Origin of the sequence: Telmatocola sphagniphila, from assembly GCF_018398935.1 — a bacterium.
Taxonomy (GTDB): Bacteria; Planctomycetota; Planctomycetia; order Gemmatales; family Gemmataceae; genus Telmatocola; species Telmatocola sphagniphila.
In genome coordinates this window covers 2922803-2942395 of sequence record NZ_CP074694.1, presented here as the reverse complement: position 1 = coordinate 2942395, position 19593 = coordinate 2922803, and the positions used below count along the sequence as shown (strand labels likewise).

The window sequence follows — 19593 nt, the reverse complement described above, 5'->3', positions numbered from 1 at the left end:
AAGCATTCTCTATAATTTCTCCCAATTACCTTTCGGATGGATGCTGGGGAATTACGCATGTTAGATCGAATTGGCTATCAAGGAATCACTTTCGACGATGTTCTGCTGGAACCTGCTTACTCTGACGTAATTCCCCGGGAAGTGAACGTTCGCACGCAACTCACCCGCAACATCAAAATCAATATTCCCATCGTCTCCTCGCCCATGGATACGGTGACCGAAAGCGAACTGGCCATTGCCCTGGCCCAAGAGGGGGGCATCGGCATCATTCACAAAAATCTGTCGATTCCACTACAAACCCGGGAAGTCGATAAGGTGAAGCGCTCCGAAAACGGGATTATCACCGATCCGATTACGCTGCCGCCCGAAGAAACGGTGAAGACCGCCCGCCGGATTATGGAGCAGCAGCACATCAGCGGCGTTCCTATTACCGTCAATGGTTACCTAAAAGGGATACTCACCCGGCGCGACCTGCGCTTCCTATCCGACCAGAACCAACGACTCGAAGAGGTGATGACCAAGACCAATCTGGTCACGGCCCCGGAAAATACAACGCTTGAAGCGGCTGAACGAATTTTGACGGAAAATAAAGTGGAGAAATTACTCCTGGTAGACGATGAATACAGACTGAAGGGCCTTATTACGATCAAAGATATCGATAAAATCCTCAACTTTCCTAACGGAAGTAAGGACAATCGAGGACGGCTCCGAGTGGGGGCGGCGATCGGGGTTCAGGATTTCGAGCGGGCCGATTCGCTGATCCAGGCGGGTGTGGATGTTCTGGTAGTTGATTCGGCTCACGGCCATTCGCGAAATGTGATCGAAACGGTTCGCGAAATTAAGAAGCGCTGCCGGATTGATGTGATTGCAGGCAATGTGGCGACGATGGAAGGGGCGAAAGCTCTTCTCGATGCCGGTGCCGACGCGATCAAGGTGGGGATCGGGCCGGGCTCGATCTGCACGACCCGAATTGTGTCTGGGGTGGGGGTTCCTCAACTTTCCGCGATTTCTCAGGCAGTAAAAGGCTTGCAAGGAGCGGGAATACCGATTATTGCGGACGGCGGGATCCGATACTCGGGGGATATAACCAAGGCCTTGGCGGCCGGAGCCCACAGCGTTATGATCGGCGGCTTGTTCGCGGGAGTCGCGGAAAGTCCGGGACAGACCATTCTCTATAAAGGTAGATCCTTCAAGGTCTATCGGGGTATGGGATCGATGGGAGCGATGATGGCAGGATCTTCGGATCGCTACCAGCAATCGCTTCCCAAAGAAGGGACAGCCGGCGGTAAGCTGGTGCCCGAAGGGGTGGAAGGCCGGGTGCCTTACAAGGGGCATTTGGCGCCGTTCCTGTTTCAATTGGTCGGGGGATTGCGTGCCGGCATGGGATATTGCGGCACACGCAACCTGGAAGAGCTTCGCAACAATGCGAGATTCATTCAGGTCAGCGCGGCATCGGTACAGGAGAGCCATCCGCATGATATCGCTATTACTCAAGAAGCGCCCAACTACAGCAGCCGGGAAGATGCCAATTCGAAAGATGGCCTATAGCCTGGCCGTTATAGCCAGTCTGTTCGCCGGAGAGTCGGTTCGGGCTCAGGCTCCCGATCCGCTGTCGATCCCCGCGCCGAAGGCCGGGGATTATACACTGCTTCGGGGCCAGACCCTGCAGTTGAAGAAGCCCGCGAATACCAGTTCCGTGCAGACGATTCCCACGGAAGCGGTTCCCGCTCCCACCGTGCCGAATAACTCCGCGATTACCATCCCGGCCTATACCCAGGCGCCGAAATACGTGCCTGTGGTGGCCGTGCCTTCGCAGCTCGTTCAGAACAAAAAGGACGATCCGAAGAAAGAGGATCCCAAAGTTCAGGACCCGGCCAACACTTATGTGGTGAAAACGGATCTCCCGAAAACGGAAGAGTTGTACCGATTTGAATCGGAGAAAGCTCTTGAGAAACGCATCAAAAACGAACAGATGCTGATGGAGAATTTCCCTTCGCAGCCTACCTTGAGCGACAAAGCGTTTCTGGCTCGTGTTTACAATAAATCGCAGATGATTGCCGAACCGCATTATGTCTGCCACGGCAAATTGCTTTTCGAAGACAAGAATGCCGAACGCTACGGCTGGGACCTGGGCTTCATTCAGCCATTCGTGACGTTGAGTTACTTCTATAAGGATACGCTGCTCTTCCCATATCACGCGGCTTCCCGGCCCTTCTGCCAGGAGTGCTCGCCTCAGTGTCAGCCGGGAGATCAGGTGCCTTACATCCTGTTCCAACAGGGGGCCACGGTCACGGGAATCTTGGCCGAGAGCGGGATTGCTTTGGCTCTGGCGTTTATGATTCCTTAATCAGCTATCAGCAGTAAAGTGAGCTTCAGCCGTTTGGTTCTTGAGAAAGAGCTGAGCGGCTTTTTGCATTTTGGGGGAGAGCGATCAGCGGTCAGCGGTCAGCGGTCAGCGATCAGCGGTCAGCGGTCAGCGGTCAGCGATCAGCTATCGGCTATCGGCTATCGGCTATCAGTAATACAAAGAACTATAACCGTTTGGTTCTTGAGAAAGAGCTGAGCGGCTTTTTTGTTTGTGTTAGTGACAGGGGCCAATGGTCAGCGTATAGTGAAAAACGATATGCCTCCTTTCTGACTTTGATTTCTGACTGAAAGCTGAAAGCTGACCGCTGACTGCTTTCAGATTCAATATTTCCCTCTCTCAAACGAATTGGCTAGCATATCGATAGTTAGCAATCAGCAATCAGCGAATGGAGAAAAAAGATCCGCCCGCTTTCTGACTTTGATTTCTGACTGAAAGCTGACGGCTGACCGCTGATTGCTGAAAAATGACCACTACCCCTGAGGGACCACCCGATGAAACTCGACCGACGACATTTTCTGCATGCCTCCACAAGTGCCGTAGCCCTCGGTGGTTTTTCGAATCTTGCCGCGGAAGATATAAAGCCCAAAAATCCCTATCTGCTAGGCAATTTTGGTCCGGTTCGTGAGGAAGTCACCGCCGAGAAACTGAAAGTCATCGGTTCGCTACCCAAAGATTTGAACGGCCTGTATGTCCGCAACGGACCCAATCCCCAATTCGATCCCAAGGGAGCCTACCACTGGTTCGAAGGGGATGGAATGCTCCATGGGGTGCATCTGTGCGAGGGCCAGGCGAGCTATCGCAATCGCTACATCCAAACGGAAGGCTGGAAACTCGAGCACAAAGAAGGCAAGCAGGTCTATTCCAGCATGTTGGAACGCCCGGACATGAAGAAAGTGCTGGTCGGGCAGAATCCATTTAAAAATGCCGCTAACACGGCTCTGGTGCGCCATGCGGGAAAGTGTTTGGCCTTGTACGAGGCGGGTTTGCCGCACGAGATTCACCTTCCCGATCTGGCGACCGTCGGCGAGTACGATTTTGCCGCTAAACTCGAAGGTCCGATGACGGCCCATCCCAAGGTCGATCCGGAAACCGGCGAGTTGCTCGGCTTCTGCTACACGACGAAAAATGCGGCTTACTATTATCACATCGATGCAAAAGGTGTCTTGACCGATACCCGAAAAATCGAGTTGAAGCATCCGGTGATGATGCACGATTTCGCCATCACCAAAAAGTACGCGATTTTCTTCGACTTCCCGCAGATCTTCTCGATGGAACGGGCCTTCGTCGGTAAATCGCCCTGGCACTTCGATAAAGATCAGCCTTCCCGCTTCGGTTTTTTACCCCGAAATTCCAAGCCCGATACTCCCGTGAAGTGGTTCGAAGCCAAAACCGGTTTCATGTTTCACTCGCTGAATGCCTACGAGGAAGGGGATTCCGTCGTTCTGATCGGCTGCCGTTACCCGGCGTTCCCTGGGGCCCTGGAACTGAGTGACAACGCCAAGTCGGAGGCTCTAAATCCGGTTCTCTATTGCTGGAAATTTAATTTCCAGAACGGCAAAGTTTCCGAAGAAATTCTGGATGATTACACGAGCGAGATGCCGCGCATCAATGAGTCCTTCATCGGTAAGTCGGCTCGGTTTGGCTACACGGCTTCGGGGGGAGGCGAATTTGCCACGGAGATTCGCAAGCACGATTTCACCAAGAAATCGGCCGAAAGCCACAAGTTAGGTGATGGGCAATTCTGCGGGGAGGCCGTTTTTGTAGCACGCGCGTCCGCGAAATCGGAGGATGAGGGCTATTTGATGACCTACGTGTACGACAAAGCGTCAAATAAAAGCGAGTTGCTGATCGTCGATGCCCGGAACATGAAAGAGCCAGTGGCTCGGGTGATGCTACCTGTGCGGGTACCTTACGGCTTTCACGGGATCTGGGTACCGGAGAAAGAGCTGGCTTAACGGTAATTGGGAATCGTATTTGTTCCGGATTGAAGCCTAGTTTATCTTTTTGTGCACTTTAAATTTGCCCAATTGTCACAGTTCGCCCAGTCGTTATATCCGGATAGCCTTCCCCAAGTCACTTGCCATTGCATGGCCTGAAAAATGCTGTCTAATTTCAGGTAAGTCGAGCGAAATACAGAAAGTACACCAACACGTGGAAGGGAGACCAAGATGTATCGCTTCATTGTGGCTAGTATGGCTCTGATTGGATTGACCGTGGGCTCAGTTTCAGCCGGACCGCCCTCACCGGGACAGACCATTCAGAACTCGATTGAGATTTTGAAGGATCTCTCCAAGGATCCGCTTAAGGGAATTCCTCCTTCCTTGATCGCGGACGCTCAAGGGATAGCTATTATTCCCAATGTTGTGAAAGTTGGATTCGTTTTCGCGGGTCGCGGCGGGCACGGATTGGTGATGACTCGCGATAAAGAAGGTCACTGGGGTGAACCGGTCTTCGTCGATCTCGGCGGAGCCAGCGTCGGGTTCCAAATTGGTGTGGAATCGACCGATGTGGTTTTGATTTTCCGAAAGCGCAAGAGCCTCGACCGAATTCTGGAAGGCAAAAACAAGCTGACACTGGGAGCTGATGCAGCCATTGCGGCAGGACCTGTCGGACGCAATGTCGCGGCGGCTACCGATGCGAAGCTGGAAGCGGAAATCATGTCCTATTCTCGTAGCCGCGGTTTGTTCGCGGGAGTGGCACTCGATGGGGCCGTGATCGACGCGAATAACCGGGTAACCGAAGCCTATGCTCGGGATGTACGCCCGGAGTTGCGCAAACTCTCCGACGCCCTGCGAATCAAACTGACCGAAATGGCGATCGATCTTAAAGCCGATCCCATCCTGGGACCAGTAGTGAAGCCCTAAGCTTCCGAAATGGCGAATGGCTAAAATTCCGAGTAGAAGCCGGCGGGACCCATGTTCTGCCGGCTTCTACTGTTTCAAAAAGTTTTACTCAGATTCTTTTGCATCCTAATGGTCATCAGCCCGCTGAGCAGGAACAGAACTCCGGGAATGACGAAGGCGGGGAATGCTCCTTGGGCCAGTCGTCCGTTAACAAGCAATTCCACGACGTTGAGGCCCACCAACCCTGCCAAAGTTACGAGTCCGCCAGCCAGTTCCTGCCACCAACCTACGACGAGGCCAATTAGCATAACGCCCAAGGCGAGGAATTCGATCTTTACGGAATTTTGCTCGCCAGCGATTTTTGGAAAACCCCCAGCGCCGAAAAAGATCGCTATTACGAGTCCGATCAACAGAAGACTGCTGATTCGGGCCAACCAACGGATTGCGGTATGAACTGTGGAAGCGGAATGGAATTGATTGCTCATGTTAGACCCCTAGGGCGAGTGCCGAGGGTAAGGAACGAATTCCCTTTATTCGTTGAGCTACTGTTTATTTTATAAGCTATCGATTGAGGTTTTCTTCAAATCCTTTCGAGCAACTCGTTACAGAGTTTCACAAACTCCTTGGCCTCAGCAGCATAAAACGCTTCGGCGTAAGCGACTCCCACTTTCAAACCCCGATAGCGATTCAAACCAAGCGCCGACTCCACATAGGACATGTTCGCGCACTGCGAAGCGTGGCAGAGAATCGACTGACGCTTCGTCTCAACCTGGGCCGTGATATCTACGCAGCGATTGGGCCAAAGTGTCGACCAGACCTCATAACCCCAGACTTCTCCCGACCAACCGGATTGTTGAATGGCTCGACATAATCCAGCGGTGGTGGCCTGATGGTCCCGATGATGATCGGTCGGGAAAGGGGCGAAAATCAGATCGGGTTTCCAATCGGCCAGAATCCGGGCGGCTTCACTGGCAATGGCTGGTTCATGCTGGGTGAGGCTGCCATCGGGTAGATCGAGAAAATTCAGTATCTCAAAGCCTAGAAATTGCGAACAGGCTCTGGCCTCATCCTTGCGAACGGCCGTTTCACTGGCTTTTTTTGTCTGTTCGGGATCGCCCGCACTATCGGAGACATATATCACGCCGACCGTACTACCGACTTGTCGATGTAAAGCGAGTGTCCCACCGATCGGGATCACTTCGTCATCCATATGAGGGGCCAAGACCAGCACGCGAGCAGGCTTCACGGCGACGAGTTGCACCGGCAGGCGATGAGTGATTCGATGGGTGCGAACGAGCAACCGTTTCGCTCCCCATGTTCGGATCGAATGTAACAGACCCACGATCAGATCCCGCGATGGTGACTATCTTCGATGGTCTGCTGATAGAACTGCGTAATCTGCTCGGCCTTGGCCGACCAGGTGAAATGATCCTGAATCCGCCGCATTGCTGCCTGGCTCATTTTTGCGCATAGCTTTGGATCGGATTTCAGACGAACCATCGCGTCGCGGAGTTTTTCGACGAGCGGAGCCCGTTCGACCATCGGTAGCAGGATGCCACTTTCCGAATCCAACAGTTCCGCAGGTCCGCCGTAATCGACGATGATCGAAGGCAATCCCACGGCCATGGCTTCGAGCACCACGGCTCCGCCAAATTCCCGCAAGCTGGGGAATACAAAGGCATCAGAGGATTCGAATTCTTTGTGAATCTTATCCTGGCTGAGGAAACCAAGAAGTCGGACGCGATCCTGCAGACCTTTGGTCGCGATGAGATTCTGAAGAGACTCTTTCTCCGGACCTTCGCCGATGATGACCAACTCGGAATCTTTCAATTCTTCGCAACCGGCCATCGCTTCCATGATCAAATCGAAGCCTTTGTAGGGCACCAGCCGACCTACGGTGACGAAGCGAAACCGAGAGTTGGCAACCTTTTCAGTCCGGCGCGGTGGGAATAGCTCCAGATCGACGCCGTTTTCGGGCAGGTAGAAGCGGAGGCCGCGGAAAGAGGCCGAAAGTTCCGTATTGGTATGTTTGCTTCCCGCGATCACGCCGGCCAGTCGGGCATAGGAAGAACGATAGAAGGGAAGCAGTTTATGTAAGAATCGAGCGTTAACGAGCCATTCACCTTCGCGATTGACCAACTCGGGATATTGCTTGGGCCAGGGGAGACCCCCGTTGAGTGGGCCGATAATCATCGGAATTCGCGTTTTTCGGGCGAGCGGACTGGGGATCGTCGGCGACAGCGGGGTCAGGCGATGGATGATATCGAAGGCGCCTTCCTCCAGTTCGCGGAAGAATTGGCGGTGAATCTGCCGTTCGAAGAGCATATAGCCCGGCCACTGACTCGCGGTCGCGATGGTCCAGGCGGGCTTTTTACTGCCGCGCAGCCATTTCGAAACTTGGTGCATGGGGCGAGTGATGAATTCATTGTCGATGTAGGTCAACCGGTTCAACTTCGGGATCGGGATCTGCTCGATTCCTTCCTGATTGCGGATATGAGTGACCAGGTGAATGGAGAGATCGTCGCGTTGAGCCAGAGCCCGGGCGAAATTGTAGCCAACTAAAGGAACGCTGGTCCAAGTCGGGTTGCACATCTCGGCGATTAATAGAACTCGCAAGGTCTTTTTCGGGGCACTCGATCCGGCATCGTACATCCGGGAAAGCCTCTCGCGATATCGCGGGGTCGTCGGGTTGAAGCGGACAGTTCCGTCGGTCCCGGGAGCTGTCAGGTAATCGAAACTAGTTGCCATGTATATTCACTTCAGATGTAATGCAATTATTAGATCAACAACCACGCACTTGCATAGGGGTAACTAGGAAATTCAAGTACTTTAGGTGGCGGACGCCGTCATGGAACTTCGGCCCACCACCGACTTCCGGGACGGCAATATCCATTTTCTTTCCCGTCTCAGCCCGCGATCGACAACTTCCGGCTTTGCTTGTTCGACATGGAGAATATCTTTGTAGAAGCTATAAATTTTTGAAGCTTTTGCATTCCATGTAAAAACTTCTGTAATTCTTAGACTGGCAGCCACGGACATCTGTTCGCATAATGCGTGATCCGTGGCCAAAAGTCGCATAGATTGCCCCAAAAGGGGCACCAAAGCCTCGCGTTTCAGCAGCGGTAACCGTATGCCGGTAGCTGGGGTAATCAGTTCCGCGGGGCCGCCGTAATCTAAAACAATGCTTGGCAAACCGCATGCCATTGCCTCTAAAACAGCTCCTCCCCCAAAATCTTTCACACTGGGAAAGAGGAAGGCCTGGCTGGACCGCAACTCCCTTGAAATATCCGCCTGAGCTAGCCAACCCGTGAATCGTACCTGCGCCTGCAAGTTTTTTTCGGCCACCAGTCGTTCCAGGCGGGTCCGTTCCGGGCCATCGCCAACAATAACGAGACGCGGTGAGAGCTCATTTGGCACTGAGGCGAGGGCCTCAATGATCATGTCTAACCCTTTGACCGGAGCCAGCCGTCCGACCGTGATGAATTGAAAATTTCCTTGGGGTTTGCACCACTTATCAGCGATGGGAAACTTCTCGGGATCGATGCCATTTTCTGAAATGAAGAATTTTTTACCGTGAAAATGCCTGGGAATTTTGGCTTCCGTTTCCCGGCTCCCGGCTATGTAGCCCGCCAGATGTCGATAGGTGGAACGGAAGTACGGCAGGAGTTTGTGAACGCCGCGAAGGGCCAGCAGCCATTCTTTTTCCTGACGGGCCAAGTGTTTGAATTCCTTGGGCCAGGGCAGGCCGCCGTTCATCGGACCGACCAGCATGGGAATGGAAACCGATTTGGCGAGCGGGCTGGGAAGAGTGGGAGTCACCGGCGTCAGCCGGTGGATGATATCGAATTTCTGCTGCTCGAATTCCCGGGCAAATTTTCGACGAACGGCCTTCTCGAAAGTGACGTAGGAAGGCCACATCATCGCCGTGTCGATCGTCCAGGCCAATTGCTTTCCACCCCGTAGGAGGGTCGCTAGCTTATGGAATGGTTTAGCGATGTATTCGGTATCGACATATTCGACCCGCGCATGTCGGTGGATCGGGTCTCCCTCGAGAGCGATTCGATTTCGGATCTGGGTGGCCAGAGTGACTTCCAGATGGGGATGGCGGGCCAATGCCGCGGCGAGATTGTAGCCGATCAGCGGCACGCTCGTCCAACTGGGGTTACACATTTCGGCCAGGAGCAGGACGCGAAGTTTTTTGGAGCTATCGAAAGACAAAAAACACCTTCTCAACAGAACCGAGGGACTACACCGTCAAAGCGTAGTACACGCTCGGTTTGCTCAGAAAAATGTTTGTTAAAATGTGCCGAATATTCATTTGGGAGGGGTAATTTCAAACTAAATAAGATCCAGTTTTCGTTTGTTCGAACGAGCCTTATTGCATTCCAGGCAGGTCCCCCGGATCAATAAGGAATGACTGGCGTGCTGGAAGGATTCGGCGGCACAGACGGCTGCGACAACTGCTTCGAGTTGGGGATTCTGAAACTCGATGATCTTGTTGCAGCTTTCGCAGACGAGGTGATCGTGCTGCGGGTAGCCGTAGTCGTGTTCATAGTAGGTTCGCAGGCCGACTTCCAACCGGCGGAGCATTCCGGCTTCCACGAGTTTGGTCAGAGTGCGGTAGATGGTCGCCCGGCTGATCTTCAAGCCCCCGGCTTTCAGGTCATCGACGAGTTGCTCGGCATCGAAATGATTGTGTTTTTCGAAAATAAAGCGCACGAGATCGCGCTGCTGATCGGTGTAGCGCTGGGCCTTCGCCCGGGAGGTCAGGAACTCCCGAAATTTCTCTTCGGGAGTTTGAGAAACAGAGACGGAGGGGAGCGGCACCTGCGAAATCCTCGGACAATAATTCCTGCTTCTAACAGTTTAGCCAACAAAAAAACGGCAGCCAATCGGATTGGCCGATTGGCTGCCGTTTTATCGTTTTTTAATCTTATCGGGTTTCCAGGGATTCCCGCATCCGATCGAACGCTTGCTCTAAAATCGAGGGATGATCGTAAATCCCCATGGCGATTTTCTCCTGTGCCCGAAGCACAAGATCCTGGCGTATAGTGGAATCACGGCTTTCCTCCTGAATGCTGTGAGCCAGTTTCCCCGAGAAACGGGCGCGTTTCCCAAGTTGGCTGGTCAGAAAGCTAAATCGCTTTCTCGGCGATTTGCGAAAACCGTTGTCAGGCATGAATCAACTCCCCGAAGGTAAGCTCGGTACAAACCGCCTACCTTTGAGTTTAATGTAAATCACAATGGCAGCTAAGCAACCGAAAGATGGGAAAGATAGACAAGCTAACCCAGATTTTTCGCTCGCTTAAATGCATTATACCGCAGAATCCAAACGTCAGGCCGAAGCCGGACCCTCGCGGTCATTGGCGTCTAATTCTCTAATCGACGCGTCGGGAAGCCAGCTTCGAGGAATCGGACCAAGCTGATGCGACTTTTGTCGACCTCCCTATGTAATGCCAGCATGCCGGGAATCGTCTGCAATTCGAGCCGGGCGTTTGGCAAACAAGTTGAAAAAATCCTCATGTTTGTACGTCGAGACTACGAAGCGTCCTCTTGCGAATCGCCAGCGGAATGCTCTCGACGAAACTGATTGACCGCTTCATGAGCCAAACGTGTCGGTTCCGGAATACGATGCTTGCGAACGCACCGCATAACCAGTTCGATAGCACTTGCTAACACCGCCCGATGCCCGATGGAAACGTAGACGCAGGAGACGTTTCTTTTCGTCCGCAACACCGCCCCGAGAATTTTCCCTTTGTACGTCAAGTCGGACCAGTCGCCTGCCTCAGGACCCGGATCGGTGTACTGCCCGAACAGTTTCGATTTGCCCACTCCGATAGTCGGAAGATCCAGTAAGACTCCCACGTGGCTGGCGATCCCTAACCCTCTTGGATGGGCGATCCCTTGGCCGTCGAGAAAAGCCAGATCGACTTTCTGCCGGAGCTGTCCGAACGCTTCTAGCAGCACCGGTGCCTCGCGAAACGAGAGAAAGCCCGACTGGTAGGGGAAGTGCGTCTGCCGGCTCGCGTTCTGGATCTCCAGTACTTCCAGTTCCGGGAAACTGAGAACGACGATGGATGCGAACAGCAGATCGGAAAATCGATTGTAGCTGACATCCATCCCCGCAATGACTCGGACGGGGGAGGGGAGCGGTTCGGTTCGGACTTTATGGGCCAGATCGTTCTGGATGATTACGGCTTCAGCCGTGCTGACATCCCAGGCGTGGGCCGAAAGGGGATTCACACGGTCTCCCGACTTATCGATTTGGATTTGGCGTGGCTATCGGCATTGGGGAGCACAAAGTCGTAACGGGAACCGTCGCGAACCGTGGTAGGCAAAGTGATGGTGAAGGCGCTGCCGCGACCCAGTTCGCTTTTCAGGGTGACGGTACCGCCCAGAAGTTTACACATTTCGCGAACAATCGACAGACCCAGACCGCTGCCTTCGTGTTCGCGGGTGAGAATCGAACCCGACTGCCGGAACTTTTCGAAAATGACTTCCTGATCGGCTGGGGCGATCCCAATGCCATTATCGGTGACCGCCAGGATCAATTTTTCGTCTTTCACTTCGACCGAGAGGATTACCCGCCCTCCCTCGGGTGAAAACTTCACCGCATTGCTCAACAGATTTGAAAGAATTTGCCGGAGCTTGACGCTATCCTGCTTGATTAGCGGGACTACCGAATCGTATCGGGTGCGCAGGTCGATGCGCTTTCTTTCCGAGAGGGAACGGACCATCGCAATTTGATTTTCGCAGAGTTCGGTCAGGGAGATGTCGTCCGAGCGAATTTCCATGCGCCCGGCCTCGATCTTCGCCAAATCGAGAATGTCGTTGATGAGGTTCAGCAACTGCTGACCGTTGCTTTTAATGTTGGCTATCCAGCGTGCCTGCTTTTCATTCAGACTGCCGGTATTGGAAAGCAGTACATCGCTGAATCCCAGAATACTGTTCAAAGGCGTTCTCAACTCATGGCTAATGGTTGCCAAAAAGTCGCTTTTGCTGCGGTCGGATTCTACCAGCAGCAGGTTGGCCCGGGCTAAATCATCCACCTTCTTATCCAGGCTGGCATTCAAATCATTCGCTTTATCCCGGGCCTCCATCAATTTTCGCAACATCCGATTGAAAGCAATGCTGAGATCCTCGAATTCGTCTCCGGTTTGGATTTCCGCCCGAACGTTGGTCTTGCCTTCCGTAATGGCATCACTGACTTCTTTCAAATGGCGGAGCGGCTTCACTATCACGTATCGGATAATCACATAGCTTCCCCCCATAAGGATCAGCGAAGTCACCAGGGCGATGGTGATGAGCATGGCCCGGTTGGAATGCACGCTGTCCTCAATCCCTTCGGTGTCGAATTGGATCTTCAGGAGGGCCATGAGATCGTTATCCGCAATTTCCTGGCCGTTGTGTTTTTTTTCAATCTCGTTGTGGCAGGCGATGCAGCTATTTGAAGCACGAATGGGAGCGATGTATGTCAGAATGTCGGAATTCGTACTTCGCGAGAAGATTTCCTGTTTTTCGGGGTTGGCAACGTAATCGGCGAGCAGGGGAACTTCGAGTCCTTCGGCCTTATGCTCCGCCAGACGGGCATTCGGTTTGATGAGGCGGAATTTGTATTTGCGATACTTGTCCTGCCATTGATCCTCGAAACGGCTTTGAAGATCGAGCATCGCGCCTTTTTTGTTCTGATCGGTGTGGTAACTCGTGAGAATCAGGGGAACCAGAACCTTCGCCGTCTGTTCGGTTTGATTGAAGGCTAGTTCTTCGGTTTGGCGGGCGAAAATCCAGAAGCTGAATGTAATCAGGCAGAGCGTCGATACGCCGAAGAGAATTCGGCACTTGCGCTCGAGGTTATTCTCGCCCAGGAGATTTTTCAACGTCCGATAGGACATGCTTCAAGCTTTCTGACAACGGGGGCAATAATGAGTGGATCGTCCCGCCAAGCGGATACATTCAATCGGTTTTGAGCATTTCAAACAAGGCTGATTGGTACGGCCGTAAACGAAAAAGGCATCCTGATAGCCCCCTTTGAGACCGGAACCGCCCACGTAGTTGCGGATGGTCGACCCTCGCAACTCGATGGCCCGGGTGAGTATCTCCACGACCGACTGCCGGAGCTTTTCGCCGCGGCGGGCGGATAATTGGCTGGCCAGAGTAGTGGGATGAATGCCCGCGTGAAATAGGGATTCGTCGGCATAAATGTTGCCCACCCCGGCCACAATCGACTGATCCAAAAGAAGGGCTTTGAGGTTTCGATTCGCCTTTTTCAGCTTCTCTTTCCAATATTCCGGGGTCAAATCCCAAGGCTCTGGCCCCAGTGGTTCGGTGACCGAACTTTCCCAGTCGCTCAGATTTTGAAAAAATTGAAAACTGCCGAATCGCCGGATATCGGTGAAGCGTAATTCCCGCTCGCCCGAATCGAGTTCCATTCGCAGATGGGTATGAGCGGGTATGGAGATCGCTTGACCGTGGACCTGCAACTGGCCGGTCATCCCCAGGTGAACCACCAGATAAGGGCCGGTGTCCAGAGCGATATGAATCCATTTTCCCCGGCGATTTATCGCTTGAATCTTGCGTCCGGTGATTTGCAGATCCCACTCGGGCTGCCATTTTCGGCGCAGATTCCGGGCACTGCGGTGGATTCTACCAAGCTGTCGACCGATCAGTTCCGGGCGCAAATCCCGGACGACCGTTTCCACTTCGGGAAGTTCTGGCACGGAGCCTCCTTTGCGACGAAATTTCCGCCTTGTATTAAACTATGCAAATAAACCCGTTGACAAAAGGTCAAACGGCAGTTAGACATAAGAGTAACAGTGACCGAAGAGGTTCTTGGGTTTTACTTTATTTCTTTGACAGGAGACCATTTATTCCTCCGTTCGATCGTGACCGCAACGCCCCACCGCGTCCGGGTGACCGCAATAATCCTCGTATTAATGAACAAATCCGGCTCTCTCCCATCCGATTAATTGGCGCCAACGGCGAGCAACACGGTATTGTGCCAACGGCCGAGGCCATGATGATGGCTCGCGATCAGGGGTTGGACCTGGTGGAAGTCTCCGCCAGCGAACGTCCCCCGGTCTGTAAGCTCATGGATTACGGGAAATTTCGTTACGAGCAGACTCGTAAGAGCGGGAAAGCGAAAGCGCATCAGCAGAAGGTCAAAGAAATTCGCGTCCGACCCAAAACGGGCGAACATGACATCGATACTAAAGTGGCCCAGGCTCGCAAGTTCCTTGAACACCACGATAAGGTGCAGGTGAACGTGATGTTCCGCGGTCGCGAAATGCAGCATATCGAAGAAGGCCAGAGAATCATAAAAATGATTCTCGAAAAGCTAGTCGACTGTTCCAAAGTCGAAAAGCCCCCTTCGCTCGAAGGCAAGCGTATGACGGCCATGCTCGCCCCCAAATCGGGCAAGTAAACAGAAATTTCCTTCGTCCTATTTCCCGGGGAGGCACAACTACCTCTCCTCGGGGTTTCTGCGCTCATGGACTTCAATTCGAATTTGTTGATTTTGCCGATGGGGTGAACAGCTCGATCGCACGCAAAACTCTTAGCGGATAATTAGTCTGGATGACATCAATTCCCCAGTTCATGGCCTTGAGATACTCCTCGACATTTTCGTGAAGAGGTGCGAGGGAATCCGAGAAGATTTTTATGCCGGTATTGTGAGCTTTTTCGATCAACTCTTTGGATAGGATCTTCCATTCGGTATCGAAGCCGTAGGGGGATATCGCAGCCACCTTATCGAAATATTCGACTTTATCCAAAGGGGGTAGGGCACGAACCTTCGGATGGAGTTTTTTCAACTTCTCGAGAAACTGGGCAGATTGATAAACGACGGATCGTTCCATCAAGTCATGTTTTTGCATCGCCGCCAAAAGATCTTCCGGGGTGATGTCCTTGGAATCCAGATAGCCGTGCGATTGTTTTCCCATGGCGGTAAGCCCTTCAGAAAGTGTGGGAACTTTCTGATCCGCATAAGCTTTGCTGAACCAGGCACCGGCAGTCAGTGCCCGCACTTCGTCGAAACTCGATTTTCGGATGGGCCCCTTGCCGTTGGTGGTGCGATTGAGCGTGCTATCGTGCAAGAGCATGTATTTTCCGTCGGAAGTGGGGCGAATATCGACCTCGATGTAGTCGGCTCCCAGAGCCGCCGCCATCTGGATGGAAGCGAGCGTATTCTCGGGCGCATACCGGCAGGCCCCGCGATGATAAGAGATTTTAACTGGGAAATTCGGAATGCGATTTCGCACTTCAGCGAAGCGCACTCCGACTGGGTTATCGGTGACTATAGCGTCGATCGGGAAATGAATGAGTTTATTCCAGACTTCGAAACTATCCGGGGAGCCAGTCGCTTGAACGAAGAGTTTGATGCCTCGAGTCTGCAGTGTTTTGCATAACGCGTTGGTCAATCGATCCGCTTCAACCAATGCGGCGTCCGGCTGAAATTCCGAGATCCAGTTTTCGAGCTTATCCTGATCGGGATTAAAAGAAAGCATCTTGGCCAGTTTTTGGTCAGCAACCTGTGAGATCTTTTTCAGGACGTCTGGTTCGGCCTGCACCAGAACCTGATTCTGCATCTGGGCGCCTAGAATTTCCTTCACCAGTAGCTTGGAGTCGACTCGTTCACATTGGAGAACCAGATTCAATTTCCCTTTGCTGAGTTTCAACACTTCTGCCAATGTCGGGATCGGTGTATCTTTGAAGCGTTCGGAGTAGGCACTCCCGGTATCGAGTTTTTTGAGTTCCGCCAAGGTTAGTTCGGAAACCTTCCCATGCCCGCTGGTTATGCGATCGACCGTCTCATCGCTCAGAATCACATGCTTACCATCCCGAGTAAGCCGGATAGGGACTTGAGCCCACTCGATGTAGTCGCTGGAGCAGGCGAGTAAGGCCGCGGGAGAGTTTTCGGGTGCCAGTTGGTGCATGCCCAGGTGGGCCACGATCTGCATTTTGCGCGGCGGCTGAACTGGTTCAAAAAAACGGAATGGCTCATCAGCCAACAAACTGCTCTGAGCGACTTGCAGGACAATCCAGGCTATAAACGAACTACGCATGCGGTTTCCCGGCGGTTGCGTGACGGGGTTAGGACTGATCTGGAAATGCTAATCAAATGCGGGATTCTGGGCAGAGGGAGTTGGGGTAGATTGCGAGAATCTGGCGAGAAGGTTTGATGATCGGCGATTCCTGAGAATATTAGCGGAATCGCCTGAGGATTTTCGTTTTTGCCTTTATCAGACTAGACGTAGCGCTTCTTGGTGGAGACGCGGAGCGTTTTGAAAGTCGTGTTCTTAACTGCTTTCTTGCGACGTTTGGTGGCCCGTCGGCGAGCTTTGGACTTCTGCATCTATTTTCCCTTTTTGAATTTCTCAACTACTTACAAGCTTAGAATTCTAAGAATTTCTCGTGGGATGTCGAGGGGTAAGGGATCGCACAGGGTTTACTCGCCCAAGAATTCTTCCAGCATTCCCTCTACAACCGGCCGGGGACAGGACCAGACCAGGAAAAACATCGCCTGGCGAGCCCAGCGCTGGGCCGGGTGGGGGCTGATGAACCCGGCCCCTTTTGTGGCCAATAAATTGGCTTGAGTGGATTTTAGCGCCAGTCGCGTACAATCGACCCGAAGTTTCAGAGTCGCCTCCGGATCGGGTGTGCTGGATACCAGTTGATGCAACCGCTGGCGGATCAAGACACGCTCTTCCTCGAATTTTTCCGCCAATCTCTGCAAGGGGGGTCGCAATTTAGCCTGTTCCTCAAGCGAATCGATAGCGGCTCCGGCCAGACCCAACGCCAAGCAGGAGGTTTCCAGGCCGCCGCCACCCACTTTTCCGAGAACTGCTTCGCTTGGACCGGCGATCAGGAGGGAGTTTTCGACTATCACCTGATCGCAATGCACGGCCGCCGTCCGGGAACCACGCAGTGCTGTGATCGGCATGGGTGGATCGATCTGAACTCCTTTTTGATCCGTTGGAAGCAGAAAGAGGATTTGCTTCAAATCGGACAGGGTAGCTCCCACGACCAGGGCTGAACTCCGATCGCCACCGGTAACCCAGGGGATTTCGCCATGAATCAGATAGCCTTCCCCGGAGGCTTCCGCCGTCAAGGCCGGTCCGATGTGTTGACGGGAGGTGGTGAGTTGCGACAGGCCGACCGTGAGGAAATCGGTACCCGCAGCCAATTGGGGCAAATGTTTTTGTTTGAGATGCTCTGGCCCGGCAAGGATCCGGCGAATGGCCGTTTCCCGTTGGCTGAAGGCGAAAGCGGTCGTCAAACAAACCCCCGCCAGAGCTTCCATTCCGGTGAAAATCTCCAGGGAAGATTTCTCGCTGCCGCCGTAGTTTTGGGGGATCGACCAGCCGAACACTCCGGCTTCCCGATAGATGTTCCATATCGCGGTCGGCCAAGCCATATCCTGATCGGCGGCTTCGGCCTCTTGCGAGATTGCTTCGAGTTGGGTGCGAGTGATCATACGCCTACATTTTACTAGTCGTTAAAGGGGTAAAGTATTCCAATTCCTTTTTTGAGATTTGGTAGCCGCGCTGTAGTCGCTTTCATATCATTTCTGTTCGCTTCGGAACGGTTCCGATGCAGTTACGCGCCCAACGACTACGGCGATAACCCTCGTCGCCGGGTTTGATTACACAGACAGGATAGGGTAACATGGCCACAAAGAATAAGACGAATCGCAGTCTTGCCAAGCGATTCAAGATTAGTGGTACGGGAAAGCTGCTCAGCCACAGCCCGGCCAAGCGTCACCTTTTGAGTGGACGTACTTCCAAGCGTAAGCGTCAGTTAAGCCGAACCCGAGTCGGAACCGATGCGACCGCCCAGAAATACATCACCGCGATGGGTGGTTGATTCAACCGCTTACGCAAACTTACTCAAAATCTAAAATTCGCTTGAATGGGAGTGTTTGATGGTTCGTGCAGGTAGCGGCAAGACGCTGATGCGTCGCCGAAAACGTACTCGAAAACTTACCAAAGGTTTTCGCCTTAGCCGACATAATCTTTATCGTCAGTCGATCGTTACCTTAATTCGAGCTCGTAAATTCGCTTTCCGCGACCGTCGCCGGAAGAAACGCGAATTCCGACGGCTGTGGATCATCCGCATCAATGCGGCCTGCCGCAGTCGGGGATTCCGCTACAGCCTTTTGATTTGCGGACTGCAAAACGCGAACGTTATTCTGGATCGCAAGTCCTTATCGGAAATTGCCATTCACGATCCGGAGGCCTTCACCCAGCTCGTGGAACTGGCCAAGAAGCACCTCCCCAAAGGATTGAGTTAAACACCACAGGGGCTTCGGCCCCTGTTTTCGTTTAGAGACCTCGCATGTCTATCGAAGCGTTGAAACTTCTCGAAACTAAAGCCACTGAAGAGCTGGCCGTTTGCTCCGACGAAAATTCTTTAAAAGCTTGGAATACCAAGTACTTCGGCGATCGGGGAGAAATTCCCGCTGCCCTCAAATTGGTCGGCACTCTGCCGCCCGCCGAGCGCAAAGGCTACGGCCAGGAAGCCAACCGGGTTAAGGTCGCCCTTTCAACGGCTTATGAGTCGGCGTTCGGTAAAGCCAAAGAAGCCGCCTTGCTCGCCAGCTTGAACGAAAACCCGCTGGACATCACCTTGCCCGGTCGGTCGCCGGCCAAAGGCGGCCTGCATGTGGCCACGCGCGTGATGCGGGAGATCTATAGCATCTTCTCCGATATGGGTTTCCAGATTTTCCGTAGCCGGGAAGTGGAAGACGATCAGACCAATTTCGAACTTCTGAACATGCCGGCCCATCACCCGGCCCGCGATATGTGGGATACCTTCCACACCAAAACGCCTGGTGTGTTGCTCCGAACGCACACCTCGCCCGGCCAGATCCATGTGATGAAGGAATTCTGCCCTCAGCCGATCCGAGCAGTGTTGCCCGGCTTCTGCTATCGTTACGAAGCGATCACGCCGCGCAGCGAGATTCAATTCGAGCAGGTCGAAGGCCTGGTAGTTGGCCCCAATGTGACGATGACCGATCTGAAAGGAACGATCACCACGTTTGCTCGACGTTTATTTGGGGAAGAACGCCAGATTCGGATTCGCTCGAGCTATTTCCCGTTTACCGAGCCGAGCATCGAAGTCGATATCGACTGGCCCAAGGAAGACCCCAACGCCGACCGCTTGACAAAGGGCACCGGCTGGCTGGAAATCATGGGCGCCGGGATGATTCACCCCACCGTTCTCCGCAATGGGGGTTACGATCCGGATCAAGTGAGTGGATTTGCATTCGGGCTAGGGCCGCAGCGAATTACCATGCTGAAATACGGCATTGATGACATTCGCCAGTTCTGGGCTAACGATTTGCGATTTTTGGAACAGTTCTAATTCGCTAAGCATCCGTAAAAA

19 protein-coding genes are annotated in these 19593 nt (G+C 53.2%); 8 read left to right on the top strand and 11 right to left on the bottom strand.

Going from position 1 to position 19593, the window contains the following annotated elements; genetic code table 11:
- Nucleotides 1-57: 57 nt before the first annotated feature.
- The 4 genes from guaB to KIH39_RS11630 all read left to right on the top strand — a co-directional run bounded on the left by guaB (nucleotide 58) and on the right by KIH39_RS11630 (nucleotide 5232).
- The gene (gene guaB, locus KIH39_RS11645) at nucleotides 58-1548 is read left to right on the top strand and encodes an IMP dehydrogenase (protein ID WP_213499603.1); all 1491 of its coding nucleotides are present in this window, start codon (nucleotides 58-60) and stop codon (nucleotides 1546-1548) included.
- A complete protein-coding gene (locus tag KIH39_RS11640) occupies nucleotides 1523-2347 on the top strand; it encodes a hypothetical protein (RefSeq protein WP_213499601.1) in 825 nt (274 codons plus the stop codon). The genes guaB and KIH39_RS11640 overlap by 26 nt, the downstream gene beginning before the upstream one ends.
- Nucleotides 2348-2859: 512 nt before the next feature.
- Nucleotides 2860-4323, top strand: a complete 1464-nt coding sequence (locus KIH39_RS11635) for a carotenoid oxygenase family protein (RefSeq protein WP_213499599.1) — start codon at nucleotides 2860-2862, stop codon at nucleotides 4321-4323.
- Nucleotides 4324-4536: 213 nt separating this feature from the next.
- Nucleotides 4537-5232 (top strand): lipid-binding SYLF domain-containing protein, encoded by a 696-nt coding sequence (locus KIH39_RS11630; RefSeq protein ID WP_213499597.1) that lies wholly within the window; start codon nucleotides 4537-4539, stop codon nucleotides 5230-5232.
- 74 nt (nucleotides 5233-5306) lie between these two features.
- Here KIH39_RS11630 and KIH39_RS11625 read toward each other — a convergent pair whose 3' ends face one another.
- The 9 genes from KIH39_RS11625 to mutM form a co-directional block, all read right to left on the bottom strand.
- The gene (locus tag KIH39_RS11625) at nucleotides 5307-5696 is read right to left on the bottom strand and encodes a DUF7670 domain-containing protein (protein ID WP_213499595.1); all 390 of its coding nucleotides are present in this window, start codon (nucleotides 5694-5696) and stop codon (nucleotides 5307-5309) included.
- A 95-nt stretch (nucleotides 5697-5791) separates the two neighbouring features.
- Complete coding sequence (locus tag KIH39_RS11620) at nucleotides 5792-6511, bottom strand: PIG-L deacetylase family protein (protein ID WP_213499593.1); 720 nt, start codon at nucleotides 6509-6511, stop codon at nucleotides 5792-5794.
- A 44-nt stretch (nucleotides 6512-6555) separates the two neighbouring features.
- The gene (locus KIH39_RS11615; protein WP_213499585.1) at nucleotides 6556-7959 is read right to left on the bottom strand and encodes a glycosyltransferase family 4 protein; all 1404 of its coding nucleotides are present in this window, start codon (nucleotides 7957-7959) and stop codon (nucleotides 6556-6558) included.
- A gap of 81 nt (nucleotides 7960-8040) precedes the next feature.
- Nucleotides 8041-9429: a glycosyltransferase family 4 protein gene (locus KIH39_RS11610; protein WP_213499583.1), complete on the bottom strand. Its 1389-nt coding sequence runs from the start codon at nucleotides 9427-9429 to the stop codon at nucleotides 8041-8043.
- Between the two features lie 120 nt (nucleotides 9430-9549).
- Nucleotides 9550-10038, bottom strand: coding sequence for a Fur family transcriptional regulator (locus KIH39_RS11605; RefSeq protein ID WP_213499581.1), 489 nt, complete (start codon nucleotides 10036-10038; stop codon nucleotides 9550-9552).
- Nucleotides 10039-10144: 106 nt separating this feature from the next.
- Complete coding sequence (locus KIH39_RS11600; protein ID WP_213499579.1) at nucleotides 10145-10390, bottom strand: hypothetical protein; 246 nt, start codon at nucleotides 10388-10390, stop codon at nucleotides 10145-10147.
- Nucleotides 10391-10749: 359 nt separating this feature from the next.
- The gene (gene nfi, locus KIH39_RS11595; RefSeq protein ID WP_213499577.1) at nucleotides 10750-11454 is read right to left on the bottom strand and encodes a deoxyribonuclease V; all 705 of its coding nucleotides are present in this window, start codon (nucleotides 11452-11454) and stop codon (nucleotides 10750-10752) included.
- Nucleotides 11451-13103 (bottom strand): ATP-binding protein, encoded by a 1653-nt coding sequence (locus KIH39_RS11590; protein WP_213499575.1) that lies wholly within the window; start codon nucleotides 13101-13103, stop codon nucleotides 11451-11453. The genes nfi and KIH39_RS11590 overlap by 4 nt, the downstream gene beginning before the upstream one ends.
- 3 nt (nucleotides 13104-13106) lie before the next feature.
- On the bottom strand, nucleotides 13107-13928 hold the full coding sequence (mutM, locus tag KIH39_RS11585; protein ID WP_213499572.1) for a bifunctional DNA-formamidopyrimidine glycosylase/DNA-(apurinic or apyrimidinic site) lyase: 822 nt from the start codon (nucleotides 13926-13928) through the stop codon (nucleotides 13107-13109).
- Between the two features lie 149 nt (nucleotides 13929-14077).
- Here mutM and infC point away from each other — a divergent pair, with 149 nt between their 5' ends.
- Nucleotides 14078-14632, top strand: a complete 555-nt coding sequence (gene infC / locus KIH39_RS11580; protein ID WP_390623707.1) for a translation initiation factor IF-3 — start codon at nucleotides 14078-14080, stop codon at nucleotides 14630-14632.
- A gap of 73 nt (nucleotides 14633-14705) precedes the next feature.
- Here the strand turns inward: infC and KIH39_RS11575 are convergent, their stop codons facing one another.
- Complete coding sequence (locus KIH39_RS11575; RefSeq protein ID WP_213499568.1) at nucleotides 14706-16271, bottom strand: glycerophosphodiester phosphodiesterase; 1566 nt, start codon at nucleotides 16269-16271, stop codon at nucleotides 14706-14708.
- 383 nt (nucleotides 16272-16654) lie between these two features.
- Nucleotides 16655-17683 carry an acyl-CoA dehydrogenase family protein gene (locus KIH39_RS11570; RefSeq protein ID WP_213499566.1) on the bottom strand — a complete coding sequence of 343 codons (1029 nt, stop codon included), beginning with the start codon at nucleotides 17681-17683 and terminating at the stop codon, nucleotides 16655-16657.
- Nucleotides 17684-17874: 191 nt separating this feature from the next.
- On the opposite strand from KIH39_RS11570, the gene rpmI reads away from it, so the two are divergent.
- The 3 genes from rpmI to pheS are packed head-to-tail and all read left to right on the top strand — an operon-like array spanning nucleotide 17875 to nucleotide 19572.
- Nucleotides 17875-18072, top strand: coding sequence for a 50S ribosomal protein L35 (gene rpmI, locus KIH39_RS11565; protein WP_213499565.1), 198 nt, complete (start codon nucleotides 17875-17877; stop codon nucleotides 18070-18072).
- A gap of 58 nt (nucleotides 18073-18130) precedes the next feature.
- Entirely contained in the window at nucleotides 18131-18499 is a 369-nt protein-coding gene (gene rplT / locus KIH39_RS11560) for a 50S ribosomal protein L20 (protein WP_213499564.1), read from the top strand.
- A gap of 44 nt (nucleotides 18500-18543) precedes the next feature.
- Entirely contained in the window at nucleotides 18544-19572 is a 1029-nt protein-coding gene (gene pheS, locus KIH39_RS11555) for a phenylalanine--tRNA ligase subunit alpha (protein WP_213499563.1), read from the top strand.
- Nucleotides 19573-19593 lie beyond the last annotated feature (21 nt).